Origin of the sequence: Lolliginicoccus suaedae (assembly GCF_008312885.1) — a bacterium.
In the GTDB taxonomy this organism is placed as follows: domain Bacteria; phylum Actinomycetota; class Actinomycetes; order Mycobacteriales; family Mycobacteriaceae; genus Lolliginicoccus; species Lolliginicoccus suaedae.
This window is the reverse complement of the sequence record NZ_VSSO01000003.1, coordinates 429,732-453,076: the sequence shown is the minus strand read 5'-3', so window position 1 is coordinate 453,076 and position 23,345 is coordinate 429,732. Positions and strand designations below refer to the sequence as shown.

Genomic DNA, 23,345 nt, shown 5'->3' with positions numbered 1-23,345 from the left:
GCCTCCAGTGGCTAGGGGCTGCGGGCTGGAACCGGGGTCTACGCCTTCTCGGCGGGATCGTCGAGTATGGAGCCGACGATGCGTGCGGGCACGCCCATCACGATGGCGTTGTCGGGCACATCCTTGGTGAGGACGGCTCCGGCGCCGATGATGGCGTTGTCGCCGACCCGGATGCCGGGCAGCACGGTGACGTTGGAGCCAAGGAACACGTTCCTGCCGATCACCACGGGCGCCTTGGAATGGGTCTCCCGGTAGAGCAAGCCCTTGCGCGTGGCGCGGGCATCATGCGACTGGGAGGTGATGACGGTGGTGGCGCCGATCATGGTGTCCTCGCCGATGGAGACGCCGCCGCCGCCCCAGATGTGCACGAAGTCACCGATGACGGCGTTGGCACCGAGCGATACCTGGTCGGCGTTGTAGATGATCGAGCTCGGGCCGATCTGGGCGCCGGGGCCGAACTCCTTGAGGGTGCGCGACCACCGGAAATCGCTCAGCCGCCTGCGGGCAGCGCGGGGCAGCCGCAGGAGCAGGGAGAGCAGGGCGTGGAGGGGGGTGAGCATGTCTGGGTTCTCCGGCTCGAGGTGGGAATGCGAACCTTCTGGCTGTGGGTAAACGTACTACGCGCCAGCAGTGTTGTTGACGATTTGCACGTTTGGTCCCGGTTGGTAGATCGCGGCGTCGACGCTCGCGAAGTCGCGGAAGTGGTTCTCCCGGATGATCATGTCGCTCTTGGGCAGGAGGACCCCGAGGTACTGGGTGTCGCTGTAGGGGATCGTGTTCTGCTCGATGACGACCCCGGCGTGCTGGCCGCTGGACTGGTCCTGGATGCCGAAGCCAGCGTTGCCGTCGATGAGGCAGTTGGCCACCGTCGCCTGGGAGGACTCGTCGTTGACGATGACCCCGGCCTCGCCGTTGCCGCGGATGGTCGCGCCGAAGATGCTGCAGCCAGCGGCGAGCCCGATCCCGGCCCGGCCTGCCCCCGTGAACGATCCGCCGGTGATGCGAGCGTTGGAGGCCTCCCCGGGGGCGAGGCGGGCGGCGACGTTGCCCGCGGAGGTCGAGCTGCACTGGGCGAGGGCGACGTTGCGGTTGCGGACCTGGAAGCCCGCGGCGTTCGTGCCACCACCGTGGGTGGAGCAGCCGTCGAAGGTGATGTCGTAGCCGTAGGGGTGGGTGTCCCAGACGGCGAGGCTGTCGGCCCCGGCCCAGCCGGAGCCGCGCACCACGAGGTGGCGGGGATCGCCCCACTGCTCGTTGGCGCCGCCGGAGGAGCCGGGACGCTCGTCGGCGAGGGTGGTGAACAGGTGCCGGCACCCGCCACCGTTGACCTCGGCGGTGGCGTGGGCGCTGGCGCCAGCGACGGCGACGCCGTAGCCGAACTGGTCGTAGTAGCGCGGGAGGGTATCGACCTGCGCGCGGATCGTGGAGTGCATCGAGTTGAGGATGAGCACGCCGCCCCCGGCCTCGAGAAGCGACACATCAACGGTGGGGCGGATGGCCTCGCGGACGAGCACACCACGGATTGGCTGGGCGTGGGCGTCGGTGGCGGTGATGCGGATGCCCTCGATGGTGAAGTCGCGGACCGGCTGGATGATGAATGCCCGGGCGCCTGCTGCCACGGGGTAGTTCCAGATCAATGGTTCGTCGAGGTAGGCGAATGGTCCGCGAACCCGGTCCACCTGGTGCATCTCGAAGGCCCAGCCCTGCTGGCTGGTGCCAGTGGTAGCGGGGCCGGTGGTCTGTACTCGTGCCTCGATGGCCAGCACGGTTCCGGCGGCGACGGAGCCGCGGAGCTCGCCCGGGATGCGGATGCGGGAGCTGCCGCTGCCATGGTCCTCGTCGAGGGGGGCCTTGGTGCCGCTGGTGATGCCGCTGGCGTTGAGCAGCGCGCGGGCGGGGATCGCTGAGGCCACGGTGAGGGTGGTGCCTACTCCGATGAGCGAGCGGCCCCGGAGGTGGACCGCGGAGTGGCAGAGGTAGTCGCCCGGGTCTCCTGGCGGCAGCTCGACGGTGGGGATGCCGTCGGCAGCGGCAGCATCGATCGCGTCCTGGATCACGACGGAGGCGTCCGGTGCGGCGAGAAGTGTGGCTCGGTCGACGATGTAGCGATTGTCCAGGCTGGAGAGCAGGGTGATCCCGCCGGGCCGCGCGGAGAGCAGTCGGGGCCTCGGGCCGGTGACCGCGGGAGAATCGAACGCGTGGGGCGCGATCACGGCCGCGGCAAGGGACGCGCCACCGAGGCGGAGGAAGGAACGTCGGCTGGGTGTTCTGCTGACCACGTCGCGGCCTTTCGGTTACTTGTCGGGTTTCGACTTGGACCGTAGGCGGGATGAAGGGCGACCTGGGGATTCGAAGCGGCATGGTGATGAGGTCGACGCCGCGTTGAGACTTTCATCGTGTCTCGATCGATGGTCGATCAACTGTGGGTATTTCCCACTACTCGGGCCAGATCACGCGTACAGCCTCAATGTGACGCAACTCACATTATTTACGGCAATCTGAAACGTCGCCGCTTCCGAAAAGGGCGGTTCCGCTTGCCTGTCAGCGGTTTCGCGCGAAAGCGACCATTCGGACTTCTGGGCTCCGTGGCGGCAGGACTATTTCTTGCATGCTGACGCTTTGTTGAACTATTGACAGCCTTTGCTACCGTTTTCAATAACGCAAACCGGGCAAGCCTGGCACCCCTGGCCAGGGGTGCCCGGGAACCGCGGATCGCTGAGCCTGCCCTCGGGCAACGGTCGTGCATGCCACGGCGAGACAGCCAGCCAGCACCAGCCCGTCCACCGCTGCGCGTGGACACCGGGATGCAGGTGCCGGCACGAGATCAGCATGAACTTCCTACGGACGGACATCCATGACGGTTATCAAGGGTTCCTTCCCCGTGGGGGCGGCCTCCCGCTCCACGGAAAGACCGTTCCCGGAGCCGAAGGCGACGAGTACTCCCCGCCCGACGGCCGCCGCCCCCAGCGTCCCTAGCCCGGGCCCCGCGGCCCCGCCACTCCCGCAAAGCAGGCACTGGTCCTTCTGGTTCCGCGCTCTCCTCCGCTTCACCGATACCTTCGTCGTCGTCGCGGCAGTGGCGATCGCCCAGATCGTGCGCTTCGGCGTGCAGGGCGGGCCCGTCTACCCGGTTCCCAACATCCTCGGCTATACCGCTGTCTCGATCTTCCTCGTGCTCGCCTGGAGCGCGGCCCTCGCCATGCTCGGCGCCCGGGACGTTCGCATCATCGGAACCGGTGGCGAGGAATACCAGCGCATCGTCCAATCGACCATCATGGTCTTCGGCCTCATCGCGATCATCGCGCTGCTCCTGCGGCTCGAGATCGCCCGCGGCTACCTTGCCATCGCGCTCCCGCTCGGACTGATCGGGCTGCTCGCCTCCAGGTGGCTGGCGCGGCGCTGGCTGAGCAGCGCCCGCGCCCACGGGCACTGCTCGACCACCGTCATCGTCCTCGGCGGCGGGCAGGCCGCGCTGGACATGATGACCGGTTTCCGCAGCCAGCCAGCGCTGGGCTACCGCGTGGCCGGCGTCTGCATCCCTGACTACAAGGGATCCGCCGACCAGCGGGTCACCGTCGGTGGCGAATCCATCCCCATCCTCGGGGACCAGGACGCCGTCATCGAGGCAGTGCGCTCCACCCGGGCCAACACGGTCGCGGTCACCGCTACCGAGCAGATCGGCCCCGAGCGGCTCCGGGACCTCGCCTGGAAGCTGCAGGAGCATGGCGTCGACCTTGTCGTCCATCCCGGCGTGATCGACGTCGCCGGCCCCCGGCTGAAGATCAGGCCTGTCGCGGGCATGCCACTCCTGCATGTCGAGGAGCCGCAGTACGAGGGCGCTATCCGCATCAAGAAGGCCCTCTTCGACCGCGTCGGCGCGCTGGCCGCGCTCGTCGTGTTCGCGCCAGTGATGATCGTTGTCGCGCTCGCCATCAAGCTGCACGACCGGGGTCCTGTCTTCTACCACCAGCTGCGCGTCGGCAAGGCCGGCGAGGACCTCCGCATGTGGAAGTTCCGCTCGATGGTCCCCAACGCGGACAAGCTGCTCGAGCAGACCCGCGCCGCGTGCGGCAAGGAGGACGATGCGTTCTTCAAGGCCGAGAACGACCCCCGCATCACCCCGATCGGACGGTTCATCCGGCGCACCAGCATCGATGAGCTGCCCCAGCTGTTCAACGTCCTGCGCGGCGAGATGAGCCTCGTCGGCCCGCGCCCGCTCGTCAAGGGCGAGGGCGCGCACATCCCCGGCTACGTCGAGCGGCGCATCCTCGTTCGCCCCGGCATGACGGGACTGTGGCAGGTCTCCGGCCGCTCCGGGCTGTCCGACGAGGACCGGGTACGGCTCGACCTCTCCTACGTGGAGAACTGGTCGATGATGCAGGACATCGTCATCATGTGGCGCACGGTGCGCACGGTGCTCAACGGTGACGGCGCGTACTAGCCCGAAGCAGTCCCAGGGACGGCCCGGTCGCCGCTAGGCTCGCGAGGTGGCAGGCAACGATGCGCGAGCGAACCACGTCGCGGGCCGCCGAGCAGTCCTCGGCGGTCTCGCGGCCGGTGGACTAGCCCTCCTCGCTGCGGGCCAGCCCAGCTTCTCGCCCTGGCAGGCACTGGCGCGCTCGCCGGATCGCTACCGGATCCCGCGACGAGCACTGCTCGCCGCTGATGACGCCGCGTCCCTCATCCAGCTCGTGGTCACCGCGGCGCGGCAGGACGGGGCCAGCATTGTCGAGCTTCCGCCCGGCGACCCGGGCGAGTACCTGTGCCGCAGCCCGATCGAGACCCACGGCATCCGGCTGGCGGGTGATCGCACCACGCTGACGGTCGCCGCCGACATGCGCGCGCTGCTCACGGCCACCGGATCACGCGGGCCGGAGCACCGCATGCTCGCTGATCATCGCGCTGGCAGTAGCACCCTCGTGGTGCCGCCAGCGATGGCCGAGGGCATGCGGCAGGGCGATCTCGTTGGTATCGAGAGCCGCAGCATCGTCACCGGACCGCGCACCGTGGGCACCAGCCAGGAAGGCCTCGCCGCGGAGTACCACCGGATTGTGGGCCGCTCGGGTGCCACGCTGGCACTAGATACCCCGCTGGCCTGGGATCACATCCGCGAGGAGGGGGCGCGCGCGTTCCGGGTCGCACCGGTGCGCCAGCCCGTGCTCGAGGGCATGACGGTCACCGCCACGAGCCCTACCGAGCTCTCCTGCCGCGCGGTGCTGCTGCGCGACACCCTGCACGGGGTGATCGATGTTGATGCCGGGCAGGCCGCGGGTGGGATCCACGTGCTCAATAGCATGCATGCCCAGGTGCGATCCACGGTGTGGTCGCTGCCCAACCGCGGCGACCACCGGGGCTACGGGGTGGCCATCAGCGGAACGAGCGCCCATGTCGACGTCGAGCTCAGCGGGGGAGGCTGCCGCCATCTGTTCACCACTCTCGCTGATGAGCGCGAGGCCGCCGGTGGTCGCCGGGAGCAATGGGGCGGCCCCCGCGAGGTGCGCGTCACCGGCCGCGGAACAGGCGATGCACGGAGCCTCGCGATCTGGGACACCCACCCCTACGGGCAGCGGATCCTGTTCGACCGGTGCGAGGCAGTGGGCGGGGGGAGCGAGGCACCCGGGTTCCAGGTGCGGTCGGCCGATACGATCCTCGACCGCTGCTCCAGCACCGGCAGCGGCGATACCGCCTGCAAGCTGCAAGCCGGGGTCGCGCGGGGCGCCCAGGTGCGCGACAGCGTGCTGGAATCGGCCGCGCGCCACGGACTGGGGCTCTGCGAGGAAGCCGTGGTGACGCGCTGCGTGGTGCGAGGCAACGGCTCGGCGGGGATCGTCATCGTCGATGATTGCTCGGGCGCGGTCGTCTCCGATTGCGAGATCGTGGACAACGCCTTCGGGGTCCACGATCAATCCAGTGGCGGCAATCGTGGCGTCGTGGTGCAGCGTTGCACCATCGATCGTGGCGAGCGGCAGGATATCGGCATGCTCACACCCCGCGGCGGCCTCTCGATCACCGATACGGCGTTCCGCGGCTATGCCACGCTGGCGGACGCAGTGCGGGAGCCGGGGCCGGGCGTGCGCATCACCCGCAGCACCCTGGAATGAGCCTGCGACCTGGGAGAGCCAGGCCGGCCAGCGATGCCCAGGACCCGATGCGCTCAGCGGCTCAGATGAATAACAACGTCCAGAGCAGGAAGATCACCGCTCCGAGGACAAGCCCCAGCACGATTGTTCCCGCGACCGCGGCGGGGGAGAAGGTGCTCTGGGCGCGATGCCGCGCGCGACGCCGCTTCCGGCGTGACTTCGAGGCGGTCCGGATCTCCACGATCTCCTTGCCCGCGGCGAGCGGGTGGGTCGATGTCGCTGGAGCGCGTCCGGGAAGGACGAGGCGAGAGTCGGGGCCTGTCCCCAGAGCAGGCGCGTCCGCTCGGGCCTGCTGCTGGGGCGGAGCTGCTGGACCGGGCGCTGGCGGTCCTGGGTGCTCCTGCTCCCGGGGCGGTGCTGGCGACTCGCTCGCAGCACCATCGGCACGGGTGGTGGCAAGCGCTGCTACAGGCGGCGCTGCTGGTGGCGTGGGCGGCGCTGGAGGCGCGGGCGGACGTGGTGGGGTCCACGGGGACAGGAAGTGCAGTGCCCCGAGCGCGGCAGCGGTGCGGTGATCGTGAGGCACCACCACATCGCCGGAGAAGTGCTCCCTGGCGCGCTCGGCCATCGGATCGAAGAACACTCCGGTGCCGAACAGGCACACCACGTCGGGCGTGCTGCCGGACTTCTCGAGCAGCGCATCGATGCGGGTCAGCGCGATGGTGATCTGATCGTCGATGAGCTGGTCGAGCTCGGCCCTCGACACTGAAATGGTGGTGTCGCCCTGGGTGTGCTCGGCGATGTCCTGGTCGTCGAGCTCCGCCCGAAGCTGGGCGGCCCTAGCCGTGCTGATGCGCAGGTAGGGGGCTTTCTCGAGGAGGATCTCCCGGACGTGCTCGTCGATGGCAGTGGTGGTGAGCTGCGAATCGAGCGACATGGTCACCCGCTTGCCCGTGAAGCCGTCGTAGAGCGCCGTGGCGCACCCGTCATCGGTAGCCATGATCATCAGCGCGCGGGGGGCGCCGCGCACGTCGGTATGCATGCGGGCGTAGGCCCACATAGCCTCGTCCACGCGGACGAACTGGAAGGCCGTGACGCCGTGCGCGGAGAGCACCGTGTTGATGGTCTGCTCCTGCCCGCTGGTCATGCAGGCGATGATCACCCGTCCCACGGTGGCGTTGCGCGTCGCGGCGCGGATCCGCATGATCCCGATCAGCGACGAGACGATATCGCCGAGATCGTGCGCGTTGTCACGGCTGAGAGCGCGGTGGCGGTACTCGGTCTCCTCGTCGACGCCGACGAGCGCGGAGTGAACACCGTCGGTGCTGACCACGATGCCCAGGTTCTCCTGCGCTGTCATTGCGTGCCTCCGTGGGGGTAGGTGGTGCGGGGTCCTCTTCTGGTATCGGTTCAGCGCGTCAAAATGTCACATATCCAACCGACATGCATGTCGGCCATTCTCCCTACTTCGTCGAATCGTTGGTCCTATATGCCCGACTTTGCTGTGGGAGCGAGGTATCGGACTCGTAGTAGTAGGAGTACTCATAGCCCGAGGTGGCGTTCTGCGGGATCATCGTCAGCACGGTCCCGAGGATCGTCGCGCCCACCTTGTCGAGGTCGATCAGCGCCCGCCTCAGCTCCTCCCGCTTGGTCTTGCCGTGCCGCACCACCATCAGCGCGCCGTCGCTCATCTTCGCGAGCACGGCCGCATCACTGACCGGGAGCAACGGGGGAGCGTCGATCACCACGTAGTCGAACTGCCCGCGCAGCTCATCAATGATGTTGCGGGCGTGGCTGGAGCTGAGCAGCTCGCTCGGGTTCGGGGGGATCGAGCCGGAACCGATCACGAACACCCCGTTCACCGAGGTGGGCTGGAGCACTTCCTCGAGCGAGGCTTGTCCGGCGAGGACGGTCGTGAAGCCCACCGCTTGGACGAGGCCCAGGTACTTGGTGATGCGCGGGCGCCGCAGGTCCCCCTCGAGCAGGCACACCGAGTGCCCGGCCTCGGCCAGCACGAGGGCGATGTTCGCGGCGGTGGTGGTCTTGCCCTCGCCCGGCAGGCAGCTCGTGATCGTGATGACCTGCGGGGCGTCGTCGATATTGAGGAACTTGAGGTTCGTGCGCAGCGAGCGGTACGCCTCCGCGCCGGTGGACCGGGTGTCGGCGAAGTTGATCGCCGGATACTTCTCCCGGTCCTTCTCGAACGGCAGCGTCCCCACGAGGGCGATCTCGCCGACCTCCTCCAGCGTCTGGCGGTCCTTGATCGTGTTGTCGAGGCGATCGCGCAGCACCGCCAGCCCGATGCCGACCAGCAGGCCCACCGCGAACCCCAGCGCGATGTTCGCCAGCCGCTGGGGCGCGACCGGCTCGTCCGCGATAGTGGCTGCCTCGACGACAGTGACGCGCGCGGGCGGCGGCCCGCCCTCCTCCGGGGACTCGAGCTCCGCGACCATCGCGGTGAACTCGGAGGCCAGCGAGTTGGCGATATCGCGCGCGAGCTCCGGATCCTCGTCACGCACAGTGATATCGATCAGCACCGTCTCCGGCGCCGAGGTCGCGGTGACCCGGTTGGCGAAGTAGGAGGGGTCGACATCGAGATCCAGCTCGTCGATGGTGCGGCGGGCCAGCGTCTCGCCCATGATGAGCTGGCGGTACGAGCTCACCCGCTCCTGGGAGAACCGACCGCCCTGGTACACCTCGGCGGCGCTCGAGACCCCGGAGGTCGAGACGAACAACTGGGATGTCGATGCATAGATCGAGGGGCTCAGCACGGAGAAGATGATCGCGGCGAGCGTCGTCGCTGCGGTCGACGCGGCAACGATGCGCCAGCGTGTCTTGAGAATCCGCAGGAAATCCTGGAGCTCCATGGTCCAAACCCTCCGAGCCGTCGTGACAGCGAGAACTAGTGATTGATGATTGTGTGGCGGCAGGCGGCGTGGATCATGCCCGCGCCTCGGCCCGGTGCTCCCGGTACCAGGCCACCGCGTCCGCGATGCCCTCGCGCAGCGGGATCCTGGGCGCCCATCCGGAGCCCTCGAGCAGGCTGACGTCGAGCAGCTTCCTGGGCGTGCCGTCGGGCTTGGACGTGTCCCAGGTGATATCCCCGGAGTAGCCGACGGCCTCGGCCACGAGGTGCGCGATCTCCTTGATCGTGGCGTCCTTGCCGGTCCCGACGTTGACCTGCGTCGGGCCGTCGTAGTGCTCGAGGAGATGGAGCACTGCGGTTGCGAGATCATCGACGTGCAGGAACTCGCGCCGCGGCGTGCCCGTGCCCCAGTTCTGCACCGTCGTCGTGCCGCTCTCGCGCGCTTCCTCGTAGCGGCGGATCAGCGCCGGAAGCACATGCGAGCCAGTGGGGGAGAAGTTGTCGCCCGGCCCATAGAGGTTCGTCGGCATCGCCGAGATCCACGGCAGGCCATGCTGGCGCCGGACGGCCTGGACCTGCATGATCCCGGCGATCTTCGCGATGGCATACGCATCATTGGTCTCCTCGAGGTGCCCAGTGAGCAGGTACTCCTCCTTGATGGGCTGCGGCGCGAGCTTCGGATAGATGCACGACGAGCCGAGGAACTCGAGCCGCTCCACCCGCTGCATGACCGCCGCGTCCATCACATTGACCTGGATCTGCATGTTCTCCGACAGGAAGTCCGCCGGATACGTGTCATTGGCCAGGATGCCGCCCACCTTCGCCGCGGCGAGCACGACGTACCGGGGCCGTGCCTCGGCGAAGAAGTCGAGCACCGCCCCGCGATCGCGCAGGTCGAGCTCGGCGGAGGTCCGGCCGATCAGGTTGGTGAAGCCCGCGGCCTCGAGCGCCCGCCACACCGCGGAGCCGACCATGCCACGGTGCCCGGCCACATAGAACGGGGCATCGCGATCAAGGGGACCTGGGGTGAAATCAAGCGTGCTCATGCGCCATGCTCCATCCGGGCAGCTCGGGCTGGTCGATCCAGTGGCTGCCCTCGTGCTTGAGTGCCTCGATATCGGCATCGACCATGATGCGCGCGAGCTCCGGGGTGTGCACGCGCGGCGTCCACCCGAGGACGCGCTGCGCCTTGCTCGCATCGCCGACGAGCGCATCGACCTCGGTGGGGCGCAGGTAGCGCTCATCGAAGCGCACATGGTCCTCCCAGTTCAGCCCCGCGTGGGTGAACGCCTCGACGAGGAAGTCCCGCACCGTGTGGTTGCCGCCCGTGGCGAGCACGAAGTCATCGGGCTCATCGGCCTGGAGCATGCGCCACATGCCCTCGACGTACTCGGGCGCGTACCCCCAGTCGCGGACGGCGTCGAGGTTGCCCATGTAGATGAACTTCTCGCGCCCGTCCGCGATGCGCGCGACGGCCCGGGTGATCTTGCGGGTCACGAAGGTCTCGCCGCGGCGCGGGGACTCATGGTTGAACAGGATCCCGTTGACCGCGTACAACCCATAGGCCTCGCGGTAGTTCTTCGTCACCCAGTAGGCATAGACCTTCGCCGCGCCGTACGGCGACCGGGGATAGAACAGCGTGTCCTCGTTCTGCGGGGGCGGCGAGGCACCGAACATCTCCGAGCTCGATGCCTGGTAGTAGCGGCAGTCGACGCCCGCGAGCCGCACGGCCTCGAGCAGCCGGATCGCCCCGATGCCCGTGGTGTCGCCCGTGTGCTCCGGCTCGTCGAAGCTCACCCGCACGTGCGACTGCGCCGCCAGGTTGTACACCTCATCGGGATTGATGCTCGACAACAGCGTGACCAGGCGCGCGCCATCGCTGAGGTCGCCGTAGTGCAGGAACATGCGTGCATCCGGATCGTGCGGATCCCGATACAGGTGATCGATCCGGGAGGTGTTGAACGTGGAGGCACGCCGGATCAGGCCATGCACCTCATAGCCCTTGCCCAGCAACAGCTCGGCGAGGTACGAGCCATCCTGGCCCGTGATTCCGGTGATGAGCGCGCGCTTGGTCATTCTGCTCCTCGCAGGTGGGGGACGGTCGACCCGGATCGGTCGGGGTGGCCAGGGCGGCGCCGGGCGACGAGATCGCGCAGCCAGCCCTCGTACTGGTCGATGGCATGCTCCTGCGACAGCTCCCGGCGGCAGAATTCCTGGCCCGCCTGCCCGAGGCTGCTGGCCCGGCGAGGATCGTCAGCGAGCTCGACGATCGTGCTGGCAAGGGCTGCGGGGTCGGTGGGATCGACCTGGATGCCAGCGCCCGATGAGCGGATCTCGTCGGCGGTGACGCTGGCTGCATCGGTCGCGGCGACGACGGGACGGCCAGTGGTGAAGTAGGACGTGAGCTTGCTGGGCACCGCCATGTCCGACAGGCCCGGTAGCTCGTTGAGCACGAGCACATCGGCGGCCGCCATGGCGAGCCGGAACCCGCGCTCCGGCAGGGGGCGGACGAACGTGACGTTGGGCAGTCCCTCGGCGAGCTGCTCGAGGCGGGGGCGCTGGTTGCCATCGCCGAGCAGTACGAAGCGTAGTCGCGGCGCGGTCCGCAGCGCGCCGCGCGCGGCCTCGATGATGTTGTCGAGGCCCTGCTTGGCGCCCATGTTGCCGGCATGGAGCGCGATGATCTCGTCAGGGTCCCAGCCCAGCTCGGCGCGGGCCTCCGCGCGGGGCGGCAGCTCCATCGGCACCAGGTGCGTCCAGTTGCGGATCACCCGCACCCGGTCCTGCTCCACGCCCAGATCCCGCACCATGTGATCGCGCATGCGCCGGTGGATCGCGGCGACCCCGTCGGCCGCGCGCAGCGTCCGGCCCTCGATGGCGCCGAGCGCGCGAGCAGCGCGCCCGCCCCCGGTGCCCGTCTCCCGCGCGCCGAGCCCGTAGAGGTCCTGCACCCAGACGCCGATGGCGGGCCGGCGTGGCGTCGCCCGAGCCCGGGCGACATTCACGGCCGTGGCGAGCAGGGCCGGGCTGACGCAGAGGATCACATCGGGACGGTGCCAGCGGCCCAGGCTCGAGGCGATTCCAAAGCTGGCCTCCATGCGGGCCCGGTCGAGGGGGGAGAGCGGATCAGGCATGTGCGGCCGGAAGCGCTCCACGGTCACATCGTCGAGGTGCTCGGTAATCCGGCGGCCGGAGTAGCCCTCGGTGATCTGCCACGCGGGATAGTGCGGATAGCCGGTGCGAACGGTGACATGATGACCACGTGCGGCGAGCGCGGCGGCGAGGCCCGAGGTGTAGGGGCCGTTGCCAGACTGCTCGGGGGCGTAGTGCAGCCCGAGCATCAGGATGCGCAGTGGGTCGTCGGTCACACGACGACAATAGCGTGGCGATGTGGGTCTTTTGCCCTCTTTAGTTGAAGCGAGGAGCAACCGTCGCGCGGTCCAGCGAAAGTGTTGGCGTACAACAAGTTTGATATACAGCTATTCCGGCAAACGTAGCAAAGCGGCCACAGTGCACCGTGGATCGCGGTATCCTCCCGGGAAACCGGCAAGCCGCGTCGTGCGAGGAGAGTCCCCCGTGCCTGAACGAATCCTCGCCGCCCCGCCCATCAAGGACCCGGGCAAGCGAAGGCCGCGCCGCATCATCGGCCTCCTCGCCAACGTCCCTATCCTCGGCATGGGAACCCCCCTGGCGGTGATCCCCGTGACGGTCCTGGCGCTGATGCAGACCCGCCTGCCCCGGCACCGTCTCGCCCGCATGTGCATCTTCGCCGCAGTGATCGGCTTCGTCGCCCTCGCCTCATCAGCGGTCTGGCACGACACACGGTTCCCCATCGTCGCCCTGCAGCACTTCCTGGTCTTCGCCGTCATGGTCGTCGGTCTCAGTGGCATCGTGCGCACCTCCGACGAGGCCGTGCACCTGCTCGCCTGGCTCTCCCTGGGGACGGTCGCCTACTACGTCATCATCGGCAACGCCCGTACCGCGGAGAGCATCGAGTCCCTGTGGAAGTTCGGCATCGCGTTCCCCGCCACGATGCTCGTGCTCTACGTCCTGCGAAGGCTCAACGTCTCCCGCTACGCCGTCACCTTCGCCCTCGTCGGGTTCGGCATCTACGGCATGTACCTCAACAGCCGTGCCTACGCCCTGATCTGCTTCGGCGTCGCGCTCTTCGACTTCCTCCGCAGCAGCCGCAAGGGGCTCACCCGGACCCGCGTATGGGTCGGCGTCCTCGGGCTGCTCGGCTTCGGCACGATCATGCCGAGCCTCATCCTCTCCGGAGTATTCGGCGAATCCGTGCGCCTCAAGACCCTCGCGCAGAGCGACGGCGGGGGATTCGCGCTGCTCGACGGCCGCACCGAGCCGCCGCTGGCCATCGCCGCGATCCTCGAGCGCCCCATCCTCGGCTGGGGCAGCGAGCAAGCCCTCACCTGGAACACCATCTACGCCGGCGTGCGCCTGGCCGAATACCTCGGCATGTCGAGCCCCGACGACTACATGAAGTACTGGATCCGCCCGGGCGGGCGCATCTCGATCCACTCGATCTTCTTCGAGAGCTGGATCCAGGGCGGCGTCCTGGCAGTGCTGTTCCCCATCGCGCTGCTCGTCACCCTGGCGCTCGGCTTCATCCGCATGCGTGGCCAATACTCCATCGTCGTCATGCTGGTCTGCGCCCAGTCGTTCTGGGACATCCTCTTCTCGCCCTGGGTCGCCAACAAGTCCATCTACCTCGCGGTGATCGTGCTCGCGGTGACGCTGCCGCTCACTCCGGAGAAGGATGACAAGCCCGAGCCTGCCCCCGCGCACCGGGCGGCCCGCCTGTCGCGGCTCCAGAGGTCCGCAAGCCCGGCGGAATCCGCCGCCACGGAGGGCTCCGTCGAGCCGGAGAGATCCGGATAGCACGAGGCGGCGGGTTTCCGGGCGCGAAACCTTCCGCGCCCAACGGTGGGGGGATACGGTGGAACCATCGGTGCCGTACATGCACGATTGCCAGTCGCGGCATCGAGCCGAGCAGCTACACCGATTGGAGCCATCCCATGCCATCAACGCTTTCGCGCAAGACACTGATCGTCTCCGCTGCCGCGGCCGGCGCCCTCGCCCTCGCCCCTGCCGCCGCCTCGGCCCAGCCGCTGGCGCTCGACCCGGCCCCGGTCGTCACCGGTGGCGACCTGAGCATCGACGTAGCGGTCACCGTGCCCGGCGGAACCGGCTTCCCGAAGAACTGCGATGTCACCGTGGAGAGCCAGGACATGCCTGGCGCGATGATGACCCTGGCCGGAAGCGACATCGGTGGGGAGACCCTCGAGTTCACCTTCGCGCCCCTGATCCCGGGCAGCTACACCGTGGAGACCTACTGCGTGAACACCAACCCGGACCAGGATCCGCCGCGCGAGTGGTCCGACACCCAGACCGGGATCGCCGTGACCGCGCCCACCGACCCCCAGGCGATCATCGATCTGCTGATCACCTACCTCAGCTAGAGCTCATCCGCCGGGACGTCGCGCAGCCTGTCGAGCTGGCGGCGCTCCCGCTTGGTGGGCCTGCCCGCGCCACGATCCCGCCGCGGCACCGAGGCGAGAACCTCCCGCGGCGGGGGAGCCGGGCTGCGATCGAGGTAGGCGCGCTGCGCCACCGGGGCGCCCACCCGTTTCGCGAGGGGCACCACTACCTCGAGGACGCGCAGCGTCCCGTGGTTCCACACCCGCACCTCATCGCCAGGCCCGATGAGCTGCGCCGCCTTCGCCGAGGACCCGTTCACCCGCACGTGGCCGCCCCGGCAGGCCGTTGCGGCCTGGGAGCGGGTCTTGGTGATCCGCACCGCCCATAGCCATGCGTCCACGCGGACGCGGGTGCTTCCGTGCTCGCTCATGCCACCAGGATAGGGGCGCGGGGACGCGTGGCGGGAGGAGCGCGCCTCGTTGAGCGAAGCCAGGCACAGGGGTAGTCTTCGCGGGTAGCCTCGATGGTCCGGCCGCCCGCTCCACGCGGGAACCGTGACGCCAGTTGGTTCGAGGTTCAAGTCTTATTGGGAGTAGAGGATCATGACGGCTCTTTCTGACGCGCACAGCCCTGCTGGTGGTGCTCCGATCAAGCTCGTGAGCCGGGTCTCGGCCATCAACTGGAACCGCGTGCCCGATGAGAAGGACGCCGAGGTGTGGGATCGCCTCACCGGCAACTTCTGGCTGCCGGAGAAGGTGCCGGTCTCCAACGACATCCCGTCCTGGGGCACGCTCACCGAGTTCGAGAAGCAACTGACGATGCGGGTCTTCACCGGCCTCACGCTGCTCGACACCATCCAGGGCACGGTCGGCGCGGTATCGCTGATCCCCGATGCGTTGACGCCGCACGAGGAAGCGGTGCTGACCAACGTCGCGTTCATGGAGTCCGTGCACGCGAAGAGCTACTCGCAGATCTTCTCCACCCTGTGCTCCACCCGCGACATCGATGATGCCTTCCGCTGGTCGGAGGAGAACGTCAACTTGCAGCGCAAGGCGCGGATCGTCATGGACTACTACCGTGGCGATGATCCGCTGAAGCGCAAGGTCGCCTCCACGCTGCTCGAGTCGTTCCTCTTCTACTCCGGCTTCTACCTGCCCATGTACTGGTCCTCGCGGGCCAAGCTCACCAACACCGCGGACATGATCCGGCTGATCATCCGTGACGAGGCCGTGCATGGCTACTACATCGGCTACAAGTATCAGCGTGGCCTCGAGCTCGTCAGCCCCGAGCGTCGCCAGGAGCTCAAGGACTACACCTTCGAGCTGCTGTTCGAGCTGTATGACAACGAGGTCGAGTACACCCAGGATCTCTACGACGGTGTCGGGCTCACCGAGGATGTCAAGAAGTTCCTGCGCTACAACGCCAACAAGGCGCTGATGAACCTGGGCTACGAGCCGCTGTTCCCGAAGGACGAGACGGATGTGAACCCGGCGATCCTCTCGGCTCTGTCGCCCAACGCCGACGAGAACCACGATTTCTTCTCCGGCTCCGGCAGCTCCTACGTCATCGGCAAGGCGGTCAACACCGAGGACGACGACTGGGACTTCTAGCCCCGGCTTGATGCCCGCGCGGAAGTAGGATCCGACGGTGACCGCAATCCTGCTGATCGCTGCGCTGATCGTCGTGTTCGGCCTGGTCTCGGGGCGGTTGCGCGGCAGCCCCGTGACTGCCCCGATCTTCTTTGTCGCCGCGGGCCTGGCCATGGGTGCCACCGGCATCGGGGCCATCGACGAGGCAGCGGATCACGAGGCCATCCGGGTGCTCGCCGAGGCCACCCTCGTCCTGGTGCTGTTCACCGACGCCGCGCGTATCAATCTCGCGGTGCTGCGCCGCGAGTACTCACTGCCGTTGCGCCTGCTGGGCATCGGGCTGCCCCTGATGATCCTGCTGGGCACCGGCGCGGCCATGCTGCTGTTCGACGAGTTCAGCCTGTGGCAGGCAGCGCTCCTCGCAGCAGTCCTCGCGCCCACCGATGCCGCGCTCGGCGCTGCCGTCGTCAGCGACGAGGAGGTCCCGGTACGCATCCGCCAGACCCTCAACGTCGAGAGCGGGCTCAACGACGGGATCGTGCTGCCGGTGGTGCTGGTGCTCGTGGCGCTGGCCGGGCTGAGCAACGAGGATGCCACCACGTCGGGCACCACGACGGACTGGGCGCAGTTCGCTGCCGCGCAGGTCGGCTGGGGAGTGCTCGCGGGGATCGTCATCGGTGCGAGCGGTGGCTGGATGCTGCAGCGCGCGTCGGCCGCCGGATGGGTCACCTCCACCTACCAGCGGCTCGCCGTCGTGGGGCTGGCCGCGGCCACCTATGCCGGGGCCGAGTCCCTTGGCGGCAACGGGTTCATCGCCGCGTTCATGGCCGGGCTCGCCTTCGGCACCGTGGCGCGCCGCGAGTGCCGGCACGTCGATGATTTCGCGTCCCGCGAGGGCGAGCTGCTCACCATCATCACCTTCACCGTGTTCGCCGCGGTCGTCGCGGGCGATCAGCTCGCCGATGTCGAGTGGCGGGCCTTCGCGCTCGCGACGGCGAGCCTGCTCCTCGTCCGCCCGCTGGCGGTGGCGATCGCTCTCGCCGGCACGGGCTTGCGCCTCGAATCGGTGCTGTTCCTGGGCTGGTTCGGGCCGCGCGGGCTCGCCTCGATCCTCTTCGCGCTGCTCGTCGTGGAGCAGGCGGGCGTGGCCAACTCGGCAACGATCCTGCTCATCGCCACCACCACCGTGATGCTGAGCGTGCTCGCCCACGGGCTTTCCGCCGCGCCCTGGGCCCGTGCGTTTGGTGCCCGGGCCAGCAAGCTCGATGCCGCCGCCCCCGAGCAGAAGGACATGGGCGAGCATTATCTGCCGTCGCGGCACCGGTGGAGCATCCACGTCCCGCCCCGGAACAACCAGCACTAGGGGCACGCGCAACAGGGCTGCCGGCTACCGCGCGTCCTCGAACCACGCCTGCGGGCCGGTCGACAGCGCGAGCGTGATGCGCTCCCGGGAGGTCGCCGCGAGATCAGTGGGCAGGCGATCGGGCGGGAACCAGCCGATATCGGTGTTCTCCCCATCGGCCGGGCGGGGGTTCCCGGAGATGTGCCGGGCCGCGAAGCAAATATCGATGTACTGGGCCTGGTCGCCGTTCGGGTAGGCGATGACGGGACTGGTGGTGACGCTGGTGATGCGCTCGAGGGCGATCTCGATGTCGGCTTCCTCGGCAACCTCGCGGGCGATCGCGGGGCCGGGCGATTCGCCGGGCTCGAGGATGCCGGAGATCACCGCCCACTCGCCGCTATCGGCGCGGCGGGCGAGCAGGATCTCCCCGTGCTCGTTGCGCACCACAGCACTGACGCCGGTCAACCACAGCAGCGAGGTGCCCACGTGCTGCCGGAGCTGGAGGATGAACTCGGGGATGGCCACGGAGAACACCTTAGTTTGCCGTCCGCTGCTGCGATTCCGATACTGTGGTGCCGTGCCTGCGCCAACCGCCATCCCCACGCCCTACGAGGATCTGCTCCGTGACGTCCTCGAGCATGGAGTCGCCAAGAGCGATCGCACCGGAACGGGAACGCGCAGCGTGTTCGGCCGCCAGATCCGCTACGACCTCAAAGCGGGGTTCCCGCTCATCACCACCAAGCGGGTGCATTTCCGCTCCGTCGCCTACGAGCTGCTGTGGTTCCTCCGCGGCGATGCGAACGTCGGCTGGCTGCAGGAGCACGGCGTGAGCATCTGGGACGAATGGGCAAGCGATAACGGTGACCTCGGGCCCGTGTACGGCGTGCAGTGGCGCTCCTGGCCGGCCGCGGATGGCCGTCACATCGACCAGATCTCCCGGGTGATGGAGTCCCTGCGGCACAATCCTGATTCCCGGCGCCATATCGTCTCGGCCTGGAACGTCGGCGAGCTCGAGGACATGGCGCTCCCGCCCTGCCACGCCTTCTTCCAGTTCCACGTGGCCGACGGTGCGTTGTCCTGCCAGTTGTACCAGCGCTCGGCGGACATGTTCCTCGGCGTGCCGTTCAACATTGCCAGCTATGCGCTGCTCACCGAGATGGTCGCCCACCAGCTCGGCCTCGAGCCCGGCGAGTTCGTCTGGACCGGCGGCGACTGCCACATCTACGACAACCACGTCGAGCAAGTGCGCACCCAGCTCGCCCGGGATCCCTTCCCGTACCCGCGGCTGCGATTCGCCCGCAAGCCCGCCACGCTCTTCGACTACGAGTTCGACGACTTCATCATCGACGACTACCAGCACCATCCGGGCATCAAGGCACCGATCGCGGTCTAGGGGAGCAGCATGCGGTTGATCTGGGCTCAAGCACGCAACGGCGCGATCGGGGCCGGTGGCACCATCCCCTGGCACATCCCGGAGGACATGCGGCACTTCCGCGAGCTGACCCAGGGGCACCCCGTCATCATGGGGCGCCGCACCTGGGACTCCCTGCCGGAGCGATTCCGGCCACTGCCGGGGCGCGCGAACATCGTGCTCACCCGCGACCCAGCATGGTCGGACGAGGGGGCGCGGACCGCCAGCTCCCTCGAGGAGGCCACCAGCCTCTACCCCGATGCATGGATCATGGGCGGCTCGCAGATCTACGCGCAGGCCCTCGAGCAGGCCAGCGTGCTCGGGGTCGCTGCACTGCACGTCACCGAGGTCGATCTCGATGCCGAGGGTGATGCGTTCGCGCCCTCGATCGGTCCCGAGTGGCGCCCGGTGGCTACCGAGCCCACCGAGGGATGGGCCATCTCGCGCACGGGCATCCGGTACCGGTTCCTGGAATACGCGCGCAGCCAGCCCGTCGGCTAGCCCTGTGGCGTCCTGTGGCACCGACTCCGAGGGGCAGCAACCTGGAGCGATGCACCCACGGGTACCGGCGCCGGGACGCTCGTCCGGCGCCATTTACGACAAAGAGTAGGACCGGTGCACACACTCGGATCCCGACGGTCTAGGATTCTCTGGTAGCGACAGCCAATAGTCCCTCGCCCGATAGAGCCCGGGTCGTGGACGCCGCAGTCAGGAGGATCAGTGACCGCCGTTGCGCCCAAGCCAGTCCTAGACAGGCCGTATCCGCCCAGGCAGGGGCCGAAGGGCTCCCTGATCTATGACATCTTCACGACGACCGATCACAAGCTGATCGGTCTGATGTACCTCACCACGTCGTTCTTCTTCTTCCTCGTGGGCGGGGTCATGGCGCTGCTGATGCGCGCCGAGCTCGCTATCCCGGGGCTGCAGTTCCTGTCGAACGAGCAGTTCAACCAGCTGTTCACCATGCACGGCACGGTGATGCTGCTGCTCTACGCGACGCCCATCGTCTTCGGCTTCGCCAACTACATCCTGCCGCTGCAGATCGGCTCGCCCGACGTGGCGTTCCCGCGCCTCAACGCGTTCGGGTACTGGCTGTACACCTTCGGTGCGCTCATCGTCGTGAGCGGGTTCTTCACCCCAGGTGGCGCCGCCGACTTCGGCTGGACCGCCTACACCCCGCTGTCGAACTCGCTGCACTCGCCCGGCCCCGGCGGTGACCTGTGGATCGCCGGCCTCGCCGTCGGTGGCCTCGGCACCATCCTGGGTGCTGTCAACATGATCACCACGGTCATCTGCCTGCGCGCGCCCGGCATGACGATGTTCCGCATGCCGATCTTCACCTGGAACATCCTCGTCACCAGCGTGCTGATCCTGCTCGCCTTCCCGCTGCTCACCGCGGCCCTCGCTGGCCTGCTCGCCGACCGGCAGCTGGGGGCGAACATCTACGACCCGGCCAATGGCGGTGTGCTCCTCTGGCAGCACTTGTTCTGGTTCTTCGGCCATCCAGAGGTGTACATCATCGCGTTGCCATTCTTTGGCATCGTCTCCGAGATCTTCCCGGTCTTCTCCCGCAAGCCGATCTTCGGCTACACCGGCCTGATCTACGCCACCCTCGCCATCGCGGCACTGTCCATCGCCGTGTGGGCGCACCACATGTACGCCACCGGCGCGGTGCTCCTGCCGTTCTTCAGCTTCATGACGTTCCTCATCGCGGTGCCCACCGGTGTGAAGTTCTTCAACTGGATCGGCACGATGTGGAAGGGGCATCTGACGTTCGAGACGCCCATGCTGTTCAGCGTCGGCTTCCTCGTCACCTTCCTCTTCGGCGGCCTCTCCGGCGTGCTGCTCGCCAGCCCGCCCATGGACTTCCACGTCTCCGACAGCTACTTCGTCGTCGCGCACTTCCACTACGTGCTCTTCGGCACCATCGTGTTCGCCACCTACGCCGGCATCTACTTCTGGTTCCCGAAGATGACCGGGCGCATGCTCGACGAGCGCCTCGGCAAGTGGCACTTCTGGACGACCTTCATCGGTTTCCACACCACGTTCCTCGTGCAGCACTGGGTCGGCAACGAGGGCATGCCCCGCCGCTACGCCGACTACCTGCCCGGCGACGGGTTCACCACCCTCAACACCATCTCCACCGTGGGCGCGTTCATCCTCGGAGCCTCGACGCTGCCGTTCATCTGGAACGTCTTCAAGAGCGCCCGATACGGCGATGTCGTCACCGTCGATGACCCGTGGGGCTACGGCAACTCCCTGGAGTGGGCCACCACCTGCCCGCCGCCGCGCCACAACTTCACCGAGCTGCCCCGCATCCGGTCCGAGCGCCCCGCCTTCGAGCTGCACTACCCGCACATGATCGAGCGGATGCGCGACGAGGCCCACGTCGGCCCCGGCCACGGCCACAAGGCCAACGAGCTCATCGAGGCCGATCGCCACGCCCCGCCGCCCTACCGTCCGAATGCGACACCCGAGGACAAGTAGCACCTCGCACCAGAACGGCCCTGCCTGCACAGCCCGCTGGCAGGGCCGTTGCGGTGCAACACCGCTAGGCTTCACGCAAGGGGCGCGCGCAGCGCTGAAAGGGGAGAAGACCGTGACCACGCCGGAAACCACAGTCCTGATCACCGTTACGGGGCGGGACAAGCCCGGCGTTACCTCCGTGCTCTTCGGCGCGCTCTCGCGGCACGACACGAACCTCCTTGACGTCGAGCAAGTGGTCATCCGAGGTCGGCTCACGCTCGGGGTGCTCCTCACCACCCCCGGTGACGCCGAAGCCCTCCAGGACGAGGTCGAGCAAGCAATGGCGTCCATTGGATTCGACGTCGACGTCGAGATCGGCGCCGACCGCGCCGAGCGACGCAGCCTCTCCACCCACGCGATCGTGGTGCTCGGCAGCCCCGTCACCGCCCGCGCCTTCAAGGTCATTGCCCGCGAGCTCGCCGGCATCGGCGTCAACATCGACACCATCCGTGGGGTCGCTGACTATCCACTCACCGGTCTCGAGCTGCACGTCTCCACCCCCAGCGGCACCGCCGAGGACGACACCAACCTCCGGCACCATCTCGCCGAGCTCTCCGCCGCCGAAGGCGTCGACATCGCCGTCGAGCGTGGCGGCCTAGCCCGCCGCGCCAAGCGGCTCATCGTCTTCGACGTGGACTCCACCCTCATCCAGGGCGAGGTCATCGAGATGCTCGCCGCCCACGCCGGGCGGGAAGCCGAGGTCCGCGCCGTCACCGAGCAAGCCATGCGTGGCGAGATCGACTTCACCGAATCGCTGCACCGGCGCGTTGCCGCGCTCGCCGGGCTCGACGCCAGCGTCATCGAGGCCGTCTCTCAGCAGCTCGAGCTCACCCCGGGCGCCCGCACCACTATCCGCACCCTGCGCCGTCTCGGATTCCGCTGCGGCGTCGTCTCCGGCGGGTTCCGGCAGGTCATCCAGCCGCTCGCCGACGAGCTCGAGCTTGATTTCGTCGAGGCCAACACCCTCGAGATCGTCGACGGCATCCTCACCGGGCGCGTCGTCGGCCACGTCGTCGACCGCGCCGCCAAGGCCGTCGCGCTGCAGACCTTCGCCGACCAGCGGGGCGTGCCCATCGAGCAGACCGTTGCCGTGGGCGACGGCGCCAACGACATCGACATGATCGAGGCCGCCGGGCTCGGCATCGCGTTCAACGCCAAGCCCGCGCTCCAGCAGGTCGCCGACGCCTCGCTCACCCACCCCTACCTCGACGCCATCCTGTTCATCCTGGGCATCACCCGCGACGAGATCGAGCATGCCGACGCCGCCGAGGGGATCGGTCGGCGCGTCCCCATCGCATGACCGCCCCCAGCCTCCCTGACGCGGGATTCATCGAGCGCCATGCAGCGCTCGCCGAGCACTGCCACCCACGCGCGCGCCACGCCGACCATCCAGACCCCGCGGATCCTGCCGATGTGCGGGCCATGCAGATGGTGCTGCATATCCCGCGTGCCGACCCGCCAGCCCGGCACGACCTGCTCGCCGCCGCTGCGGCGTCTGCCCTCGCCGTCTGCCTCCACCCCAGCACCAGCCCGGGAGAGCCCTGGCATGCTCCGCTCCACGCCTGGATGGGAGCGCGGATCCGCAAGGTAGCCCGGCGAGCCCGCGGTGCCGCGTGGCATGCCGTCCAGGAAGTACCGGGCGTCACCAGCACCGCCGGGACCGCGGACGTCCGCGCTTTCGTTCCGGGCCGCATCGGTGATCTCGACCCGCGCATCAAAAAGCTGCAGATCAGCGGCACCGATATTCCGCCCGCAACCGGTGACCCCGATCCTGGCTCGCCAGCTCTGCCCGTGCTCGCGATCAACACCTCGCTCGGCATGACCGTCGGCAAGGCCGCCGCCCAGGCAGGGCACGCCAGCATGCTCCTCGCTGCCACCCTCACCGCCGAGCAAGCATGGGAATGGTCGCGGGCCGACTATGCCTGCACGATCGTCGAAGCGGCGCCCGCGCAGTGGTCCGGGCTGGTGGGCGAGGCGCGGGACGGCCACGGCATTGTCGTGCGGGACGCGGGGTTCACCGAGATCGCACCCGGCTCGGCCACCGTCATCGCGCGCTGGCCTGGTTAGGGCACAGCGAGCGCGGTGGCTGGCCGCT

At 68.3% G+C, this 23,345-nt stretch carries 20 protein-coding genes; 11 read left to right on the top strand and 9 right to left on the bottom strand.

The window, feature by feature from the left end:
* Positions 1 to 38 precede the first annotated feature (38 nt).
* Both FXO18_RS11195 and FXO18_RS11190 read right to left on the bottom strand, forming a co-directional pair.
* Positions 39 to 560, bottom strand: coding sequence for an acyltransferase (locus FXO18_RS11195; protein WP_149361177.1), 522 nt, complete (start codon positions 558 to 560; stop codon positions 39 to 41).
* A 57-nt stretch (positions 561 to 617) separates the two neighbouring features.
* On the bottom strand, positions 618 to 2,279 hold the full coding sequence (locus tag FXO18_RS11190) for a right-handed parallel beta-helix repeat-containing protein (RefSeq protein ID WP_149361176.1): 1,662 nt from the start codon (positions 2,277 to 2,279) through the stop codon (positions 618 to 620).
* A gap of 575 nt (positions 2,280 to 2,854) precedes the next feature.
* Between FXO18_RS11190 and FXO18_RS11185 the strand changes: the two genes are divergently transcribed.
* Both FXO18_RS11185 and FXO18_RS11180 read left to right on the top strand, forming a co-directional pair.
* Positions 2,855 to 4,441 carry a sugar transferase gene (locus FXO18_RS11185; protein ID WP_149361175.1) on the top strand — a complete coding sequence of 529 codons (1,587 nt, stop codon included), beginning with the start codon at positions 2,855 to 2,857 and terminating at the stop codon, positions 4,439 to 4,441.
* Positions 4,442 to 4,487: 46 nt separating this feature from the next.
* Positions 4,488 to 6,101, top strand: a complete 1,614-nt coding sequence (locus tag FXO18_RS11180; RefSeq protein WP_149361174.1) for a right-handed parallel beta-helix repeat-containing protein — start codon at positions 4,488 to 4,490, stop codon at positions 6,099 to 6,101.
* A 61-nt stretch (positions 6,102 to 6,162) separates the two neighbouring features.
* Here the strand turns inward: FXO18_RS11180 and FXO18_RS11175 are convergent, their stop codons facing one another.
* The 5 genes from FXO18_RS11175 to FXO18_RS11155 form a co-directional block, all read right to left on the bottom strand.
* Complete coding sequence (locus tag FXO18_RS11175) at positions 6,163 to 7,440, bottom strand: hypothetical protein (protein WP_149361173.1); 1,278 nt, start codon at positions 7,438 to 7,440, stop codon at positions 6,163 to 6,165.
* Positions 7,441 to 7,543: 103 nt separating this feature from the next.
* Positions 7,544 to 8,947: a polysaccharide biosynthesis tyrosine autokinase gene (locus FXO18_RS11170; RefSeq protein WP_149361172.1), complete on the bottom strand. Its 1,404-nt coding sequence runs from the start codon at positions 8,945 to 8,947 to the stop codon at positions 7,544 to 7,546.
* Between the two features lie 73 nt (positions 8,948 to 9,020).
* Positions 9,021 to 9,992 carry a GDP-L-fucose synthase family protein gene (locus FXO18_RS11165; RefSeq protein ID WP_149361171.1) on the bottom strand — a complete coding sequence of 324 codons (972 nt, stop codon included), beginning with the start codon at positions 9,990 to 9,992 and terminating at the stop codon, positions 9,021 to 9,023.
* A complete protein-coding gene (gene gmd, locus FXO18_RS11160; RefSeq protein ID WP_149361170.1) occupies positions 9,979 to 11,022 on the bottom strand; it encodes a GDP-mannose 4,6-dehydratase in 1,044 nt (347 codons plus the stop codon). The genes FXO18_RS11165 and gmd overlap by 14 nt, the downstream gene beginning before the upstream one ends.
* Positions 11,019 to 12,314 (bottom strand): glycosyltransferase family 4 protein, encoded by a 1,296-nt coding sequence (locus FXO18_RS11155; RefSeq protein WP_235900615.1) that lies wholly within the window; start codon positions 12,312 to 12,314, stop codon positions 11,019 to 11,021. The genes gmd and FXO18_RS11155 overlap by 4 nt, the downstream gene beginning before the upstream one ends.
* A 208-nt stretch (positions 12,315 to 12,522) precedes the next feature.
* On the opposite strand from FXO18_RS11155, the gene FXO18_RS11150 reads away from it, so the two are divergent.
* Both FXO18_RS11150 and FXO18_RS11145 read left to right on the top strand, forming a co-directional pair.
* Positions 12,523 to 13,842, top strand: a complete 1,320-nt coding sequence (locus FXO18_RS11150; protein ID WP_149361169.1) for an O-antigen ligase family protein — start codon at positions 12,523 to 12,525, stop codon at positions 13,840 to 13,842.
* Positions 13,843 to 13,979: 137 nt separating this feature from the next.
* Positions 13,980 to 14,423: a hypothetical protein gene (locus tag FXO18_RS11145; protein ID WP_149361168.1), complete on the top strand. Its 444-nt coding sequence runs from the start codon at positions 13,980 to 13,982 to the stop codon at positions 14,421 to 14,423.
* On the opposite strand, the gene FXO18_RS11140 is transcribed toward FXO18_RS11145, so the two are convergent.
* The gene (locus FXO18_RS11140; RefSeq protein WP_149361167.1) at positions 14,420 to 14,812 is read right to left on the bottom strand and encodes an RNA-binding S4 domain-containing protein; all 393 of its coding nucleotides are present in this window, start codon (positions 14,810 to 14,812) and stop codon (positions 14,420 to 14,422) included. The genes FXO18_RS11145 and FXO18_RS11140 overlap by 4 nt on opposite strands.
* Before the next feature lie 172 nt (positions 14,813 to 14,984).
* Here FXO18_RS11140 and nrdF point away from each other — a divergent pair, with 172 nt between their 5' ends.
* Both nrdF and FXO18_RS11130 read left to right on the top strand, forming a co-directional pair.
* Positions 14,985 to 15,992, top strand: coding sequence for a class 1b ribonucleoside-diphosphate reductase subunit beta (gene nrdF / locus FXO18_RS11135; RefSeq protein ID WP_149361166.1), 1,008 nt, complete (start codon positions 14,985 to 14,987; stop codon positions 15,990 to 15,992).
* A 37-nt stretch (positions 15,993 to 16,029) separates the two neighbouring features.
* Positions 16,030 to 17,334 (top strand): cation:proton antiporter, encoded by a 1,305-nt coding sequence (locus FXO18_RS11130; RefSeq protein WP_149361165.1) that lies wholly within the window; start codon positions 16,030 to 16,032, stop codon positions 17,332 to 17,334.
* Between the two features lie 24 nt (positions 17,335 to 17,358).
* On the opposite strand, the gene FXO18_RS11125 is transcribed toward FXO18_RS11130, so the two are convergent.
* Entirely contained in the window at positions 17,359 to 17,838 is a 480-nt protein-coding gene (locus FXO18_RS11125; protein ID WP_149361164.1) for an NUDIX hydrolase, read from the bottom strand.
* A gap of 52 nt (positions 17,839 to 17,890) precedes the next feature.
* Here FXO18_RS11125 and FXO18_RS11120 point away from each other — a divergent pair, with 52 nt between their 5' ends.
* From FXO18_RS11120 to FXO18_RS11100, 5 genes are all read left to right on the top strand, one after another.
* Entirely contained in the window at positions 17,891 to 18,706 is an 816-nt protein-coding gene (locus FXO18_RS11120) for a thymidylate synthase (RefSeq protein ID WP_235900614.1), read from the top strand.
* A gap of 9 nt (positions 18,707 to 18,715) precedes the next feature.
* Positions 18,716 to 19,225 carry a dihydrofolate reductase gene (locus tag FXO18_RS11115; RefSeq protein WP_149361162.1) on the top strand — a complete coding sequence of 170 codons (510 nt, stop codon included), beginning with the start codon at positions 18,716 to 18,718 and terminating at the stop codon, positions 19,223 to 19,225.
* Positions 19,226 to 19,444: 219 nt separating this feature from the next.
* On the top strand, positions 19,445 to 21,211 hold the full coding sequence (ctaD, locus tag FXO18_RS11110) for an aa3-type cytochrome oxidase subunit I (protein ID WP_149361161.1): 1,767 nt from the start codon (positions 19,445 to 19,447) through the stop codon (positions 21,209 to 21,211).
* Between the two features lie 112 nt (positions 21,212 to 21,323).
* Positions 21,324 to 22,550, top strand: a complete 1,227-nt coding sequence (serB, locus tag FXO18_RS11105; RefSeq protein ID WP_187774319.1) for a phosphoserine phosphatase SerB — start codon at positions 21,324 to 21,326, stop codon at positions 22,548 to 22,550.
* Entirely contained in the window at positions 22,547 to 23,317 is a 771-nt protein-coding gene (locus FXO18_RS11100; protein WP_149361159.1) for an aminoacyl-tRNA hydrolase, read from the top strand. Before serB ends, FXO18_RS11100 begins: the two co-directional genes overlap by 4 nt.
* The last annotated feature ends 28 nt before the right edge of the window (positions 23,318 to 23,345 follow it).